General features: G+C 70.6%; 16 protein-coding genes. 6 read left to right on the top strand and 10 right to left on the bottom strand.

Going from position 1 to position 15497, the window contains the following annotated elements; genetic code table 11:
- Nucleotides 1-18 precede the first annotated feature (18 nt).
- The 3 genes from ACWDVB_RS14480 to ACWDVB_RS14470 form a co-directional block, all read right to left on the bottom strand.
- Nucleotides 19-585: a Uma2 family endonuclease gene (locus tag ACWDVB_RS14480; RefSeq protein ID WP_451515201.1), complete on the bottom strand. Its 567-nt coding sequence runs from the start codon at nucleotides 583-585 to the stop codon at nucleotides 19-21.
- A gap of 66 nt (nucleotides 586-651) precedes the next feature.
- Nucleotides 652-1872, bottom strand: coding sequence for an aminotransferase-like domain-containing protein (locus tag ACWDVB_RS14475; RefSeq protein WP_451515202.1), 1221 nt, complete (start codon nucleotides 1870-1872; stop codon nucleotides 652-654).
- A 106-nt stretch (nucleotides 1873-1978) separates the two neighbouring features.
- Nucleotides 1979-3241: a helix-turn-helix domain-containing protein gene (locus tag ACWDVB_RS14470; protein ID WP_451515203.1), complete on the bottom strand. Its 1263-nt coding sequence runs from the start codon at nucleotides 3239-3241 to the stop codon at nucleotides 1979-1981.
- Between the two features lie 182 nt (nucleotides 3242-3423).
- Here ACWDVB_RS14470 and ACWDVB_RS14465 point away from each other — a divergent pair, with 182 nt between their 5' ends.
- From ACWDVB_RS14465 to ACWDVB_RS14450, 4 genes are all read left to right on the top strand, one after another.
- On the top strand, nucleotides 3424-3591 hold the full coding sequence (locus ACWDVB_RS14465) for a hypothetical protein (protein ID WP_451515204.1): 168 nt from the start codon (nucleotides 3424-3426) through the stop codon (nucleotides 3589-3591).
- Nucleotides 3558-4247, top strand: coding sequence for a DUF5753 domain-containing protein (locus ACWDVB_RS14460; RefSeq protein ID WP_451611964.1), 690 nt, complete (start codon nucleotides 3558-3560; stop codon nucleotides 4245-4247). Before ACWDVB_RS14465 ends, ACWDVB_RS14460 begins: the two co-directional genes overlap by 34 nt.
- Nucleotides 4244-4504 (top strand): DUF397 domain-containing protein, encoded by a 261-nt coding sequence (locus tag ACWDVB_RS14455; protein WP_451515205.1) that lies wholly within the window; start codon nucleotides 4244-4246, stop codon nucleotides 4502-4504. The genes ACWDVB_RS14460 and ACWDVB_RS14455 overlap by 4 nt, the downstream gene beginning before the upstream one ends.
- Before the next feature lie 81 nt (nucleotides 4505-4585).
- A complete protein-coding gene (locus ACWDVB_RS14450; RefSeq protein WP_451515206.1) occupies nucleotides 4586-5464 on the top strand; it encodes an NAD(P)-dependent oxidoreductase in 879 nt (292 codons plus the stop codon).
- Here ACWDVB_RS14450 and ACWDVB_RS14445 read toward each other — a convergent pair.
- From ACWDVB_RS14445 to ACWDVB_RS14415, 7 genes are all read right to left on the bottom strand, one after another.
- A complete protein-coding gene (locus ACWDVB_RS14445) occupies nucleotides 5451-6449 on the bottom strand; it encodes a zinc-binding dehydrogenase (RefSeq protein ID WP_451515207.1) in 999 nt (332 codons plus the stop codon). The two genes, ACWDVB_RS14450 and ACWDVB_RS14445, sit on opposite strands and share 14 nt — an antisense overlap.
- Nucleotides 6450-6528: 79 nt before the next feature.
- On the bottom strand, nucleotides 6529-7518 hold the full coding sequence (gene hemB / locus ACWDVB_RS14440; RefSeq protein ID WP_451515208.1) for a porphobilinogen synthase: 990 nt from the start codon (nucleotides 7516-7518) through the stop codon (nucleotides 6529-6531).
- 81 nt (nucleotides 7519-7599) lie between these two features.
- Complete coding sequence (locus ACWDVB_RS14435) at nucleotides 7600-9258, bottom strand: uroporphyrinogen-III synthase (protein WP_451515209.1); 1659 nt, start codon at nucleotides 9256-9258, stop codon at nucleotides 7600-7602.
- The gene (gene hemC, locus ACWDVB_RS14430) at nucleotides 9255-10253 is read right to left on the bottom strand and encodes a hydroxymethylbilane synthase (RefSeq protein WP_451515210.1); all 999 of its coding nucleotides are present in this window, start codon (nucleotides 10251-10253) and stop codon (nucleotides 9255-9257) included. The genes ACWDVB_RS14435 and hemC overlap by 4 nt, the downstream gene beginning before the upstream one ends.
- The gene (locus tag ACWDVB_RS14425; protein WP_451515211.1) at nucleotides 10250-11935 is read right to left on the bottom strand and encodes a glutamyl-tRNA reductase; all 1686 of its coding nucleotides are present in this window, start codon (nucleotides 11933-11935) and stop codon (nucleotides 10250-10252) included. The genes hemC and ACWDVB_RS14425 overlap by 4 nt, the downstream gene beginning before the upstream one ends.
- Entirely contained in the window at nucleotides 11932-12687 is a 756-nt protein-coding gene (locus ACWDVB_RS14420) for a redox-sensing transcriptional repressor Rex (protein ID WP_125514322.1), read from the bottom strand. The genes ACWDVB_RS14425 and ACWDVB_RS14420 overlap by 4 nt, the downstream gene beginning before the upstream one ends.
- A 306-nt stretch (nucleotides 12688-12993) precedes the next feature.
- Nucleotides 12994-13272, bottom strand: coding sequence for a glutaredoxin family protein (locus tag ACWDVB_RS14415; protein WP_451515212.1), 279 nt, complete (start codon nucleotides 13270-13272; stop codon nucleotides 12994-12996).
- Between the two features lie 118 nt (nucleotides 13273-13390).
- On the opposite strand from ACWDVB_RS14415, the gene ACWDVB_RS14410 reads away from it, so the two are divergent.
- Together ACWDVB_RS14410 and ACWDVB_RS14405 are read left to right on the top strand one after the other, a co-directional pair.
- Nucleotides 13391-14335, top strand: coding sequence for an HAD family hydrolase (locus tag ACWDVB_RS14410; RefSeq protein WP_451515213.1), 945 nt, complete (start codon nucleotides 13391-13393; stop codon nucleotides 14333-14335).
- 305 nt (nucleotides 14336-14640) lie between these two features.
- On the top strand, nucleotides 14641-15441 hold the full coding sequence (locus ACWDVB_RS14405) for an ECF subfamily RNA polymerase sigma factor, BldN family (protein ID WP_451515214.1): 801 nt from the start codon (nucleotides 14641-14643) through the stop codon (nucleotides 15439-15441).
- Nucleotides 15442-15497 lie beyond the last annotated feature (56 nt).

Raw genomic sequence — 15497 nt, 5'->3', positions numbered from 1 at the left:
GCACCGCGTGCGGCGCGCTCAGGCGTAGCGGGCGAGTCCGTCCGTAGCGATCTTCACGCCGAGCGCGGAGATCTCGACGACCTCTCCGTAGAGCCCGCGCCTGCGGCCCTGGTACTCGCCCTCGCGCGGCACGGTGTAGAGCGTCCAGGTGCCGTCGCGCGGGTCGACCAGCAAGTACGACGGGATGCTCGCGTCGGCGTACCAGGCGACCATGTCCCGGGTGTCCTTCGTGCTGTTGCCCATGGAGACGACCTCGACGACCAGCTCCACGTCGCCGGGGTCGGCCAGCCATTCGTCGGAGTGCCCGAACCCGGCGTCGCAGATGAGCAGGTCGGGGGTGGCGTAGTCGTCGGGGGCGCCTGGCAGGGGCACCGAAACGACCTGGAACACGTCCAGATGCGAAGGCAGCTCGCGCATGAACTGTTTGCTGACCGCGTTGATGATCCCGGCATGCTTCCCGCGCGGGGTCGGAGACATCATGAGAACTCCCCGGATGATCTCGGCCCGCAGGCCACTGGCTTCTTCAGCGGCCTCGGCGGCCTTGCGCAGCGGCGTCATCGCGCGGTCCGGGCTCATCAGCGTCATGACGGCCTCCTCACAGATCCGAGTACCACCGAGTCTAACGACGGCACCCCCCGCAGGTAGTCGTACTCACCCCACCAGCGCGTTCCCCAGGCCGTTCCCCAGCCGCCGCAGCCCCTCCGCGATCTCCAGCGGGCTCTGCGTCACGAAGCACATCCGCAGGGTCGCCCGGTCCGGCTCGCCCGCGAAGAACGGCGCCCCCGGCACGTACGCCACGTCGTGCGTGATGACCGTCCGCAGCAGCTCCGTCGTGTCGGATCCGTCAGGCAGCTTCGCCCACACGAACATCCCACCCTCGGGCCGGATCCAGCTCGACCCCTCCGGCAGCGCGTCCGCCAGCCCCGCGAGCATCGCGTCCCGCCGCTCGCGGTAGGCGTCCGCGACGCGCGCGACGTGCGCGTCCAGGTCACGGTCGGCCAAGTACCGCGCCGCGGCCAGCTGATTGACGGTCGGCGTATGCAGATCCGCCGCCTGCTTGGCGACGACACACGCGCGCAGGAGCGCCGCGGGCCCCCGCAGCCAGCCCAGCCGCAGCCCCGGTGCCATGACCTTGGAGAAGCTGCCGAGCAGGACCGTACGGTCCTCGGCCCCCGGGTACGTGGCGATCCACGGCGCCCGCTCGCCCTCGAAGCGCAGCTCCCCGTACGGGTCGTCCTCCACGATCCACAGCCCGCGCCGCCCGGCGATCTCGGCGATCCGGGCGCGCCGCTCCGCGGGGAGGGTGCGGCCGGTCGGGTTCTGGAAGGTGGGGACGGTGTAGAGCAGCTTGGGACTGTGCAGGGCGACGAGTTCGTCGAGGGCGGCGGGGTCGATGCCCGACTCGTCGCACGGCACGGGCACCACGCGCGCGCCCGCGAAGGCGAAGGCCTGGAGCGCCGCCAGATAGCAGGGGTTCTCGACCAGGATGGTGTCGCCGGGCTCGATCAGCGCGGTCGCGAGCAGCGACAGGGCCTGCTGCGATCCCGTGGTGATCAGCACGTCGTCCGCGTCGGTCGCGAGGCCGCGCGCGGTGGTGCGTGCGGCGATGGCGGTACGCAGCGCGGGCTCGCCCTCGGTCGTCGAGTACTGGAGCGCCCGCTCGGGCACCTCCTCCAGGACCGCGCGGAAGGCGGCGGCGATGCCCTCGCGGTCGAAGAGGCCGGGAGCGGGCAGCCCGCCCGCGAAGTTGATGACCTCGGGCCGCGCGGTGACCGCGAGGATGTCCCGTACCGGCGAGCCTCCGACCGCGGCGGCGCGCGCGGCGAGCGGCGGCAGAGGGGCGGCGGTACGGGCTGGCTCGGTGACGGTCACGGCGGCGACTCCTTCGGATCGGACTACTCTGCCCGCACCCTAAGCACGTACGTGCCGCCTACACCCGCCATTCCGGGATACGGACGGACACCGTCCGCCTCCACCCTCAACTGTCAAGCGGCGCTTCCCACTTCGAGCCACCGAGCGGCCACCCATACGTGGGCCGCCCCTCATTACCACTGGTCCGGAACGGCTTGCCCTGATCATCGATGCGGAGCACGCTGTGCCGCTTGCCGCTGGACCACTCCAGCTCCAAGTACCAACGGACATCGTGCGCCTCGGCGTTCGCCTTGACGTAGAAGACCTCGGGGTCGCTCTCGCTCACCTTGTACGGGAAGTCACGCTGCCCCGCCTTGGGCGTCAGGCGCGGCGTCCCGTCGTCGAGGTCGACGCCGAACGACTTGGTGGAGACGTTGCCGCCACAGCCGACACCCATCTGGAAGTCGTTCCAGGCCAGCGGCGAACTGGTGCTCTGTACCCGGACGCTCATCCCCTGGAGCACGACGGTGTCCTTGCTCAACCCCTGCACGGTGACCTCGATGAGCTGCTCACCGGCCGAGACCGCGCCGAGATCGGCGGCCCACCCCGGGGCGTCCTGCTCGACGGACGGCGGCTGCGGCACCTGGTTGGGCTTCCGGTTGACCAGGAAGTGCTGGCTACAGGGGCTCTCATAGACGTACGGCCGGGTACGAGCGGTAAGCGGCACGCCGAGATCCTCACTTCTCCCCTCCCCGGCCGCCGCGTGCCCCTTGCGACCACCCCCGCCCTGGGACGCCTCAGTCCGCGGGCTCGCCTTCCGCGAGGGAGAGCCGGAGTCGGAGTCGGAGGGCTTGTCCTTCTTCCCCTCACGGCCATCGGTGGCGTCGGTGTCCTTGCCTCGCCCGCCCTTCCCGGACGGGTCACCCGGGGAACCACTGGGGCTGACGGACGCGGCGGCTCCCACATCCCGCTTACTTCCGTCGTCATCCCGTCCGTTGAGCGCGAGAGCGACGGATCCGACGCCGACGATGACGGCGACGGCGGCACCGAGGGCGAGCGCCTGGCGCCGCCGCTTGGACGTCCCGCCGGCCTCCGGCTCCGGCTCCGTCTGGGGCTCGTCAGAAGTGGTTATCGCGGGCTCGGGCTCCCCCTTACGTCCGCGCGCGGCGTCCGCCAGAATCCACCGCCGATGAACCTCCACCAGCTCCTCGGGCGAAGCCTTGCAGAGCCGGGCGAGCCGCTCGACAGGCGCGTAGTCCACGGGCACGGCGTCGCCATTGCAGTACCGGTGCAAGGTGGACGTACTCATGTGGAGCCGCTTGGCCAGCACCCCGTAGCTGAGCCCCGACCGCTCCTTGAGCTCCCGCAGCAGCTCCGCGAGCGAATCCATTGCCGTCCTCCCCCGTTCCGCCACCCAAACCGTAGCCATCCAAGCACGCCCCACCGGTTCCCCGATTCACGGGACGCCAGTGACGCTACGTACTCATCATGTAGCCGTACGCACACCCGTGGTCCGAATCTGTACGGGTCGGCACGAGTGCAACCACCGCCACACAGGGGGAGTTGGCCGCCATGTCACTCAGTAACCGCCGCAGGAAGAACGCCTCCGCGATGAAGATGCTGGGCGCCCAGATCGGGGCGTTGCGCCGTGCGGCGGGCCTGACCAGCGCCAACTTGCCGCACGTCTCGGCGTCGACGACGAGACGATCGCGTCCATCGAGCAGGGCCGACGACCACTGAAGGAGGACTTGGCCGTTGTACTGGAGAGGATCCTGAACGCCAGGGGCGTGTTGACCGCTGGCTTGGAAAACATGCCGGAGGTCGACCTGTTCCCGAGGTGGGCGGACGAGTACATGGACCTGGAACGTGAGGCGATCGCGCTGTCTTGGTACGACAACCAGGTGCTGCCTGGCTTGCTCCAGACGGATCCGTACGCACACGCTGTCTTCCTCAGCAAGGTTCCAGCTCTCACCGAGGACGAGATCGCGCTACGTGTAACCGCCCGTATGGAACGTCAAAAGATCCTGCACCGGAAGGACCCGCCAACGATCAGCTTCATCATCTCGGAGGTGACGGTGATGGACCGCCTCGGGGGCAACGAGGCGTATTACGAGCAGCTACGCCGCCTGCGGGAGGCAGCGGACCTTCACGGGGTAACCCTCCAGATCATGCCGATCGGCCGCGACGTTCACGCCGGACTCGACGGCCCCTTCACCCTGCTGGAGACTCCCGACCATCAGCACATCGCCTACATCGAGGCCCAGCGAGGAAGCCAACTGATCGCCGACCCGGATGAGGTGTCCCTGCTGGAACGCAAATATGCGATGCTGCGGACACAGGCTCTCAACCCCCAGGAAACCAAGGGCCTGTTGGACCGTCTGCTAGGAGAGCAATGAGCACCGCACTCACGTGGTTCAAGTCGACCTACAGCGGAAGCGAAGGCGGCCAGTGCCTCGAAGTCGCTTACAACTGGCGGAAGTCCAGCTACAGCAGCGACCAAGGCGGCGCCTGCGTCGAGATCGCCGCCCACCCCGCCGCCATCCACATCCGCGACTCCAAGGACCTCACCGGCCCGACCCTCACGGTCGCCCCCGCCGCATGGACCTCGTTCCTCACCGGCACCTCCACTGACCTTTTGGTAAGTACCCACTAATTAGTCGGTACTTGTCCATACGGAAGGGCCCCGCAAGGATCAGAGGCGTCCCCAGAAAGCAACGCCTCTGAAGGAGCCCCCGTGCCCAGCAGCAACGCCCCCGTGTCCGTCCTCGGCCTCGGCCTGATGGGCAGTGCCCTCGCCTCCGCGCTGATCAAGGCGGGGCACCGGACCACCGTCTGGAACCGCACCGCCAGCAAGACGGGCCCGCTCGTCGCCCAGGGCGCGGCCCCGGCCGGGACGGCGACGGAGGCCATCGAGGCCAGTCCCCTCGTCATCGTCTGCCTCACGACCAACGACAACGTACGCGGCCTGCTGGAGGCGGAGGCCGACGCCCTCGCCGGGCGGACCGTCGTGAACCTCACCAACGGAACCCCGGCGCAGGCGAGGGAGTTGGCGGACTGGGCGGCCTCGCGCGGCGTCACGTACATCGACGGCGGCATCATGGCCGTACCGCAGATGATCGCCACGCCCGGCGCGTACATCCTCTACAGCGGCACCGACGAAGAGGCGTACGAGACGCACCGCCCGACGCTGGCGGCGCTCGCGGAGACCAAGTGGGTCGGCAAGGACCCGGGCGCCGCCGCGCTGTACGACCTGTCGCTGCTCACCGGGATGTACGGCATGGTGATGGGCGTTGTCCAGGCCTACGCCCTGATCGGCAGCGGCGGCGTACCGGCCCGTGAGTTCGCGCCGCTGCTCAAGGACTGGGTCAACGCGATGACGGACGGCCTCGTGCCCGGCATGGCCGAGGCGCTGGACTCCGGGCAGCACCTCACGGACGTGTCGTCCCTGGCGGTCAACCAGGCCGCGCTGCCCAACTTCCTGGACGCCTTCGCCCAACAGGGCCTGAGCAGTGACCTGTTCGAGCCGCTCCAGACCCTCCTGGACCGCTCGATCGACGAGGGGTACGCGGCCGACGGCCTCTCCCGCCTCGTCACGCTGATCAAGAAGGACTAGGCGCCGCCCCGGGTACGAGGACCACCTTCCCGGTGGTCTCACGCCGCTCCATCGCCGCATGCGCCCGCGCCGCCTCCGCCAGCGGGAACGCCTGCCATGAGGGCACCAACTCCCCCTTGGCGGCGGCTTCCAGGGCCTCCCGCTCGCGCGCGGGACCGTCCTCGGGGTGCCCTATCAGCTCCATCAGGGCATTGATGTACGAGATGCCCCAATCGGCAAGGACCTCCGGCGTCGGCTCGAAGGCCTCCTGCGAGGCCCAGCCGATGACGACGTATCGCCCGCCCTCCCCTATCAACTCGAAGGCGGCGGCTGCCTTTTCGCCCCCTACGCCGTCCAGGACGGCGGTGACGGGACGACCCGCGAGCCGTTCACGGACCGAGTCGGCCCACCCGGGCACGTTGTAGTCCACGGCGACATCGGCGCCGAGCGCCCGCACCGCCTCGACCTTGTCGGGGCCACCCGCCGCCCCCACGACCGTCGCCCCGAGGGCGTGCGCGTACTGCACGACGAGCCGCCCCACTCCCCCGGCGGCAGACGTCACCAACACCACATCGTCGGACCGGAGTTGGGCGACTCCAAGGAGTCCCATCGTGGTCGCCCCGGTCATCACCATGGTCACCGCGTCCTCGAAGCCGAGCCCGTCCGGCACCGCGTGCAGCTCGTCGACGGCGGCGACCGCCAGCTCGGCGTACCCGCCGGGTGCTCCGTGCGAGGTCACGACGGACCGGCCGAGCCAGGAGGAGTCGACGCCGGGTCCGACCTCGTCGACGACGCCCGCGACCTCGCCGCCGAAGACGGACGGCAGCTCCGGCAGCGGCGGCGCCTTGTCCGAGGCATCCCCCGCCCGCATCACGGTCTCGACGAAGTGCGCCCCGGCCGCCCGCACCGCGATCCGCACCTGGCCGGGGCCCGCGACGGGGTCCGGCCAGGTCTCGTACTTCAGGTTCTCGGCGGGCCCGAACTCGTGCAGAACAACGGCGTGCATCTCGTCCTCCTCGGACGGGCCCTCTCTGGGCCCCTCTGCACACCACTCTGCGACCTCAACCGAACTTCAGGTCAAGCGGCTAGAGCTGTCGTGCCACCTCAGTGGCCCAGTACGTGAGGATCATGTTCGCGCCCGCGCGCTTGATCCCCGTCAGGGACTCCATGATCGCCTTGTCCCGGTCGATCCAGCCCCGCTCGGCGGCGGCCTCGATCATCGCGTACTCGCCACTGATCTGGTACGCCGCCACCGGCACGTCGACCGACTCGGCGACCTTCGCGAGGACGTCGAGGTAGGGACCGGCCGGCTTGACCATCACCATGTCGGCGCCCTCGTCGAGGTCGAGCGCCAACTCCCGCAGCGACTCCCGGATGTTGGCCGGGTCCTGCTGGTACGTCTTGCGGTCGCCCTTCAGGGACGACCCCACGGCCTCGCGGAAGGGGCCGAAGAAGGCGGACGAGTACTTCACGGTGTACGCGAGGATCGACACGTCCTCGTGGCCCACCTGGTCCAACGCGTCACGGACGACGCCGACCTGACCGTCCATCATGCCGCTCGGGCCCACCACATGGGCGCCCGCGTCGGCCTGGACCTGGGCCATCTCGGCGTACCGCTCAAGCGTCGCGTCGTTGTCGACGCGCCCCTGGTCGTCCAGCACACCGCAGTGCCCGTGGTCGGTGAACTCGTCGAGACACAGGTCGGACATGACGATGAGGTCGTCGCCGACCTCGGACCGCACATCCCGCAGAGCGAGCTGGAGGATGCCGTCCGGGTCGGTGCCCACCGTCCCCGCGGCGTCCTTCTTGGACTCCTCCGGCACCCCGAAGAGCATGATCCCGGAGACCCCGGCCTCCACCGCCTCGACGGCCGCCTTCTTCAGCGTGTCGCGGGTGTGCTGGAGGACGCCGGGCATGGACCCGATCTCCACCGGGGCGCTGATCCCCTCGCGGACGAACGCGGGGAGGATCAGATCGGCCGGATGCAGCCGCGTCTCGGCAACCATGCGGCGCATGGCCACGGTCGTGCGCAGCCGTCGCGGCCGCGCTCCGGGGAAAGATCCGTACTTCGTCACTGGCTTCACCTGGATTCGTGCTGCTGCTGTTGTGGGCGGGCACCCGGGGCGCGACACGCCCCGGACACCCGCCCACCGAACCTACGGCGCGGTGCGCCGCCGACGCGAACCGGGTCGTCGTTCACTCGGCCGCGTCACCGGATCCCCGGCGTCCAGCGCCGCGGCCCGCCGCTGCGAACCGAAGTCGGCCAGCGCCTGCGCCAGCTGGTGGACCGACGGCTCCGGAGCCATCACGTCCACCCGCAGCCCGTGCTCCTCCGCGGTCTTCGCGGTGGCCGGGCCGATACAGGCGATGACGGTCACGTTGTGCGGCTTGCCGGCGATGCCGACGAGGTTGCGCACGGTCGAGGAGGACGTGAAGAGCACGGCGTCGAAACCGCCGCCCTTGATGGCCTCCCGCGTGTCGGCCGGCGGCGGCGAGGCGCGCACGGTCCGGTAGGCCGTGACGTCGTCCACCTCCCAGCCCAGGTCGATCAGGCCCGCGACCAGCGTCTCCGTGGCGATGTCGGCCCGCGGCAGGAAGACGCGGTCGATCGGGTCGAAGACCGGGTCGTACGGCGGCCAGTCCTCCAGGAGACCGGCGGCCGACTGCTCACCGCTCGGCACCAGGTCCGGCTTGACGCCGAAGGCGATCAGCGCGGCGGCGGTCTGCTCACCGACGGCCGCGACCTTGATCCCGGCGAAGGCACGCGCGTCGAGCCCGTACTCCTCGAACTTCTCCCGCACCGCCTTGACGGCGTTGACGGACGTGAAGGCGATCCACTCGTACCGCCCGGTGACCAGGCCCTTGACCGCGCGCTCCATCTGCTGGGGCGTGCGCGGCGGCTCGACCGCGATGGTCGGCACCTCGTGCGGCACCGCGCCGTAGGAGCGCAGCTGGTCGGAGAGCGACGCCGCCTGCTCCTTCGTACGCGGTACGAGCACGCGCCAGCCGAAGAGCGGCTTCGACTCGAACCACGACAGCTGGTCGCGCTGGGCGGCGGCGGAGCGCTCGCCGACGACGGCTATGACGGGCCGGCCCCCGTCGGGCGAGGGCAGCACCTTCGCCTGCTTGAGGACCTGCGCGATGGTGCCGAGCGTCGCGTTCCAGGTGCGCTGGCGCGTCGTCGTACCGCCGATGGTCACGGTCATCGGGGTGTCGGGCTTGCGGCCCGCGGCCACCAGCTCGCCCGCGGCCGCCGCGACGGAGTCGAGCGACGTGGTGACCACCGCGGTCCCGTCGGACGCGCCGACCTCGCTCCAGCAGCGGTCGGACGCCGTACGGGCGTCGACGAAACGGACGTCCGTGCCCTGCGCGTCCCGCAACGGCACACCGGCGTACGCGGGCACACCGACCGCGGCCGCGATGCCCGGCACGACCTCGAAGGAGACGCCCTCGGCGGCGCAGGCAAGCATCTCCTCGGCCGCGTACGTATCGAGGCCGGGGTCGCCGCTGACCGCACGCACGACCCGCTTGCCGCCCCTCGCGGCCTCCATGACAAGATTGGTGGCGACTCGGATCGCCGCCGTGTCCGCGGTTGCTGACGTGTCGTCAGCATTCGCCGGCAGGGGTGTGTCCACACCTCCCTTGGCGTGCACACGGACGACATCGAGTACATCCGGCTCGGCGATCAGCACATCCGCTCGGGCCAGCGCCTCGACGGCGCGCAGGGTCAGCAGTCCCGGATCTCCGGGTCCGGCACCGAGGAAGGTGACGTGCCCGTGTGCGGGAATGCCGGAAAGGTTCGAGGTGGGGCTCAAAGTGCTCGCTCCCCCATCAGACCGGCCGCGCCCTTGGCGAGCATCTCGACCGCGAGTTCGCGGCCCAGCGCCATGGCTTGGGTCTCCGTCTCGGGCACGGGACCGGTGGTGGACAGCTGCACCAACGTAGAGCCGTCGGTCGTACCGACGACGCCACGCAGGCGCATTTCCTTGACAATCTGCGCGTCGGCCAAAGGGGTCTCCCCTGCTCGAACGGAATCGAGAGTCCGGGGAAGGTCGGCCAGCGCTCCCACGGGTGCGCTGCAACCGGCCTCCAAGGCGGCGAGCAGGGACCGCTCGGCGGTCACGGCGACCCGGGTGTACGGGTCGTCGAGCTCGGCGAGCGCGGCGGCGAGTGACGCGTTGTGCGCGGCACACTCGATCGCCAGTGCCCCCTGGCCGGGGGCGGGCAGAACAGTGTCGACCGACAGGAAGTCGGTCACCTCGTCGGTCCGGCCGATACGGCTCAGTCCGGCGGCGGCGAGCACGACGGCGTCGAGCTCCCCCTTGTGTACGTATCCGATGCGGGTGTCGATGTTCCCGCGGATCGGCACGGTCTCGATGGTCATGCCGTGGCTGCGCGCGTAGGCGTTCAGCTGCGCCATGCGGCGCGGCGAGCCGGTGCCGACGCGAGCCCCCTCGGGGAGCTCGGCGAAGGTCAGTCCGTCGCGCGCGACCAGGACGTCGCGGGGGTCCTCGCGCTCCGGCACGGCCGCGAGGAGGAGATCCTCGGGCTGCGCGGTGGGCAGGTCCTTGAGCGAGTGCACGGCGAAGTCGACCTCACCGCGGACCAGCGCCTCGCGCAGGGCGGCGACGAAGACGCCGGTGCCGCCGATCTGCGCCAGGTGCTCGCGCGAGACATCCCCGTACGTCGTGATCTCCACGAGCTCGACGGGGCGGCCGGTCAACCGCCGTACCGCCTCGGCCACCTGGCCCGACTGGGCCATGGCCAGCTTGCTGCGCCTGGTCCCGAGCCGATAAGCCCTCTCGGTCATGCCCGGCCTCTATTCGGGTCGTCGTTCTCGTTGTTCAGGTGGTCAGCCCTGCTGACCGCCGCGACCGTCTGCGGGTCGAGGTCGAAGAGCGTGCGCAGCGCGTCCGCGTATCCGGCGCCGCCCGGCTCGCCGGCCAGCTGCTTGACCCGCACCGTCGGCGCGTGCAGCAGCTTGTCGACGACGCGGCGCACGGTCTGCGTGATCTCCGCGCGTTGCTTGTCCTCCAGGCCGGGCAGCCGCCCGTCGAGCCGCGCGATCTCACTGGCCACCACATCGGCGGCCATGGTGCGCAGGGCGACCACGGTCGGCGTGATGTGCGCGGCCCGCTGCGCGGCACCGAAGGCGGCGACCTCGTCGGAGACGATGCCGCGCACCTGCTCGACGTCGGCGGCCATGGGCGCGTCGGCGGAGGCGTCGGCCAGCGACTCGATGTCGACCAGCCGTACGCCCGGGATGCGATGCACGGCGGCGTCGATGTCGCGGGGCATGGCCAGGTCGAGCAGGGCCAGCACGGCCGGGCGGGCCGCGCTCGCCGACGACACGGGCCTGCGCCGCTCCGGCAGCCGTCCCGTGACGCGCGCGGCGGCCACCAGTGCGGCGATGGCGTCGGCCTCGGCCCGCGGATCGGCCTCGCGCCGCTCGGCCGGGGCGTTGTCCACCCAGGCGGCGTGCTGCTCCAGGGAGGCGGCGTCCATCCCGGCGACAGCGGCCTCACCGGCGACGGAGAAGCCGCGCGGCGCGGAGAGGTCCACGGGGCAGCCGTCGTCGGCGACGGTCGGCTGTCCGGCCGGACCGCTCCTGGCCTGCGCCGGTACGTCAGCGGCCACGCTGCCCGCGGGGACGCGCCCCTCGACGGCGGCCGTGACGGCGGCGGCCGTCAGCACCAGGCCGGTCGCTCCGGTGCAGGACACCGCCACATCGGCACGTGTCAGTTCTTGGGCCACCTGGTCCATCGGGACGGCGCGGGCGCTCACGCCCGTGCCGCCCTGCTCGCCCAGGATGGCGGCGAGCCGCTCGGCGCGCTCCAGCGTGCGGTTGGCGACCACGATCTCCTCGACCCCGGCGCGCGCGAGCGTCGCCGCGGCGAGCGAGGACATGGAGCCCGCGCCGATCACCACGGCGCGCTTGCCCTTGGCCCAGGTCTCGACCGAGTTGCGCACGGCGAGCTGTTCGAGTCCGAAGGTGACGAGCGACTGCCCGGCCCGGTCGATGCCGGTCTCGGAGTGCGCGCGCTTGCCGACCCGCAGGGCCTGCTGGAACAGGTCGTTGAGGAGGCGGCCCGCGGTGTGCAGCTCCTGGGCGCGCGCGAGGGCGTCCTTGATCTGCCCGAGGATCTGCCCCTCGCCGACGACCATCGAGTCGAGCCCGCACGCCACCGAGAAGAGGTGGTGGACGGCGCGGTCCTCGTAGTGGACGTACAGATAAGGGGTCAGCTCTTCCAGGCCCACACCGCTGTGCTGCGCGAGCAGCGTCGACAGCTCGGCGACGCCCGCGTGGAACTTGTCGACGTCCGCGTACAGCTCGATGCGGTTGCACGTGGCGAGCACGGCCGCCTCGGTGGCGGGCTCGGCGGCCAGCGTGTCCTGCAAGAGCTTGGCCTGCGAGTCCGCGGGCAGCGCGGCCCGCTCCAGGACGCTCACCGGAGCACTGCGATGGCTCAGCCCTACGACCAGGAGACTCATGCCGGCATCACGGCGGGGACGTCCCCGTCAGGTCCCTTGCGGTGCGGCTTGGCGGCGACGGGCGGCACGACGCCGTCGGCGGCGGCCTCCTCGCCGGCCTTGCGCTGCTCGTGGAAGGCGAGGATCTGCAGCTCGATGGAGAGGTCGACCTTGCGTACGTCGACGCCGTCCGGCACCGAGAGCACGGTCGGCGCGAAGTTCAGGATGGAGGTCACACCGGCGGCGACGAGCCGCTCGCAGACCTGCTGGGCGGCGCCGGCCGGGGTGGCGATGACGCCGATCGAGACGCCGTTGTCCTCGATGATCTTCTCAAGCTCGTCGGTGTGCTGCACGGGCATCCCGGCGACGGGCTTTCCGGCCATTGCCGGATCGGCGTCGATCAGTGCCGCGACACGGAAACCACGCGAGGCGAACCCGCCGTAGTTGGCCAGGGCGGCGCCGAGGTTGCCGATGCCGACGATGACAACCGGCCAGTCCTGGGTCAGACCCAGTTCCCGGGAGATCTGGTACACGAGATACTCGACGTCATAGCCGACGCCGCGCGTCCCGTACGAACCGAGGTAGGAGAAGTCCTTGCGCAGCTTCGCGGAGTTGACCCCCGCGGCGGCCGCGAGCTCCTCGGAGGAGACCGTGGGCACCGAGCGCTCCGACAGTGCGGTGAGGGCTCGGAGGTACAGCGGAAGCCTGGCGACGGTGGCCTCGGGAATCCCTCGGCTGCGGGTCGCCGGTCGGTGAGTTCGGCCAGTTGCCACGGTGCTCCTGCGGGTAGAGCGGGGCTGCAGGCGGTCACACGTCCCCAGACCGCCCCGTCGAATGCAGGCTATGTCTTTGTGAACGCGTGCACAAAGATTGTGTCCGTTTTGCCCGGCCAACGTGACCGGGGTCACGCGCGCCCGGCGCACGATCGTGGAACCGGCGCGCGGACGGGTTCGTTGCTCACCTGATGGGGGCAAAACCGCACACTCTCCTCACGATCATCGCCCCCGAGACCAAAACCGCCCCAAAGCGTAACCGGCTTCACGGGAACTTTGGACTACCCGGTCAGTAGCTTCCGGCCGTCAGCCGACCAGCTCACGCCGCAGCCGCTCCTCATCGACACGCCAGAAGGTGTGCTGCTCCCCGTCCACCAGGACCACCGGGATCTGCTCCCAGTAGGCCCGGTGCAGCTCCTGGTCCTCGGTGATGTCCTTCTTCTCCCACGAGGCCCCCGTCTCCGCGCAGACCTTCTCGATCACCGACTGTGCGTCATCACACAGATGACACCCCGGTTTCCCGATCAGGGTGACCGTGCGCTCCGAGGGCTTCTTCTTCTCCGTACGACGAAAAATCGGGCTCATGCCCCCATTCTCGCCCGCGCCGCGCACCGGGCCGGTTTAACGGGCCGGTCGCGCAGAGTTCACAGGGCCGCATCCCACCGCCTCCGGAACCACCGAACGAACTAGCTATGCTCACGACATGGCCGCTCTCGGATGGCTCACCCGCCGTAGGCGCTCCGCCACGGCGCGGAGCGTGTTGGCAGGCGAGGCCTCGGCCGAGGCCGCCCGCAAGTCCTCCCAGGAGCTGGAGGAGCTCGCCGGACGGACCGCGCCCGACGAGGCGCCGGGAGAACCGGCGTTCCCCGTCGTCGGCGATGTCGAGGCCGCCGCCTTCTTCGACCTCGACAACACCGTGATGCAGGGCGCCGCGATCTTCCACTTCGGCCGCGGCCTGTACAAACGGAAGTTCTTCGAGCGCCAGGAGCTGGTCAGGTTCGCCTGGCAGCAGGCGTGGTTCAGGCTCGCGGGCGTCGAGGACCCCGAGCACATGCAGGACGCCCGCGACAGCGCACTGTCCATCGTCAAGGGCCACCGCGTCGCCGAGCTGATGACCATCGGCGAGGAGATCTACGACGAGTACATGGCCGAGCGCATCTGGCCCGGCACCCGCGCCCTCGCCCAGGCCCACCTCGACGCCGGCCAGAAGGTCTGGCTGGTCACCGCGGCCCCGGTGGAGATCGCCACGGTCATCGCCCGCCGCCTCGGCCTGACCGGCGCCCTCGGCACCGTCGCCGAGTCCATCGGCGGCGTCTACACCGGCAAGCTCGTCGGCGAGCCCCTGCACGGCCCCGCCAAGGCCGAGGCCGTCCGCGCCCTGGCCGCCGCCGAGCGCCTGGACCTGGCCCGCTGCGCCGCGTACAGCGACTCGCACAACGACATCCCGATGCTCTCGCTCGTCGGACACCCGTACGCGATCAACCCCGACGCCAAGCTGCGCAAGCACGCCCGCGAGCGGGACTGGCGGCTGCGGGACTACCGCACCGGCCGCAAGGCCGCGAAGGTCGGCATCCCCGCCGCCGCCGGTGTCGGCGCGCTCGCGGGCGGCACGGCGGCGGCGATCGCCCTGCACCGCCGCCGCCACTGACCCGGCATTCCGCCGCTCCTACCCCGCCCTGCCCCGGGCCAGTCCGGTTGGTTGAACTCGGCCACAACACGCCCCCCGCGACGACGGAATGTGAACCATTCCGATCAACAAGCGCTCACTCTCTGGTACTTGAAACGGCTCCGAACGGTTACAGAAGCGACGTAATCGGTGATTTGAGCAACTGGGTGTAGCGCTGCCTGTACGAAGCGTTATTCTCCTCAGACGCATAACGGACCCCACACGTCGCTACGACGAGTGAATGGTTCCGTACTGCACGTGATGGAAGCTCTGCCTCTGGGAGTCCCGTGTACCCACACGTCGGGGTTGACGCCTCGGGCCTGGCTACGCTGCGCGCAACGGTCCTCGACCGCTTGCGCGGCTTCGTCCCCACCGCGTACGCCGTCCCCGCCGTCCCCGCCTTCGCCGTCCCGGCACCCGCCGGGCCGTGCTATGCCCTGGCGGACGGCGGTGCGGCGGTCAGCAGACGGGCCCGCTCCGGCGCCGCTGCCGCCACCTCAACGTCAACGCCCACCCCCCGCCGCCCCGCCGCGGACAGCGACAGCGCCCGCATGATGGACCTGGTCGAGCGCGCCCAGGCCGGCGAGGCCGACGCCTTCGGCCGCCTCTACGACCAGTACAGCGACACGGTCTACCGATACATCTACTACCGCGTCGGCGGCAAGGCGACCGCCGAGGACCTCACCAGTGAGACCTTTCTGCGCGCCCTCCGCCGCATCGGCACCTTCACCTGGCAGGGCCGCGACTTCGGCGCCTGGCTGGTCACGATCGCCCGCAACCTGGTCGCCGACCACTTCAAATCGAGCCGTTTCCGCCTCGAAGTGACCACCGGCGAAATGCTCGACGCCAACGAGGTCGAGCGCAGCCCCGAGGACTCCGTCCTGGAGTCCCTCTCGAACGCGGCACTGCTCGAAGCCGTCCGCCGCCTCAACCCCCAGCAGCAGGAGTGCGTGACCCTGCGATTCCTCCAGGGCCTCTCCGTCGCCGAGACCGCGCGCGTCATGGGCAAGAACGAAGGCGCGATCAAAACCCTCCAGTACCGCGCGGTGCGCACCCTCGCCCGCCTCCTCCCGGACGACGCGCGCTAACCGCGCGTAGCCGCTCGCAGCACCCAACTCACCGTCCGTGGCGGCCAGATGGCCGC

The organism is Streptomyces sp. NPDC003379 (genome assembly GCF_053589195.1).
The sequence above is the reverse complement of the archived record's forward strand: the minus strand, read 5'-3'. Positions and strand labels throughout refer to the sequence as shown.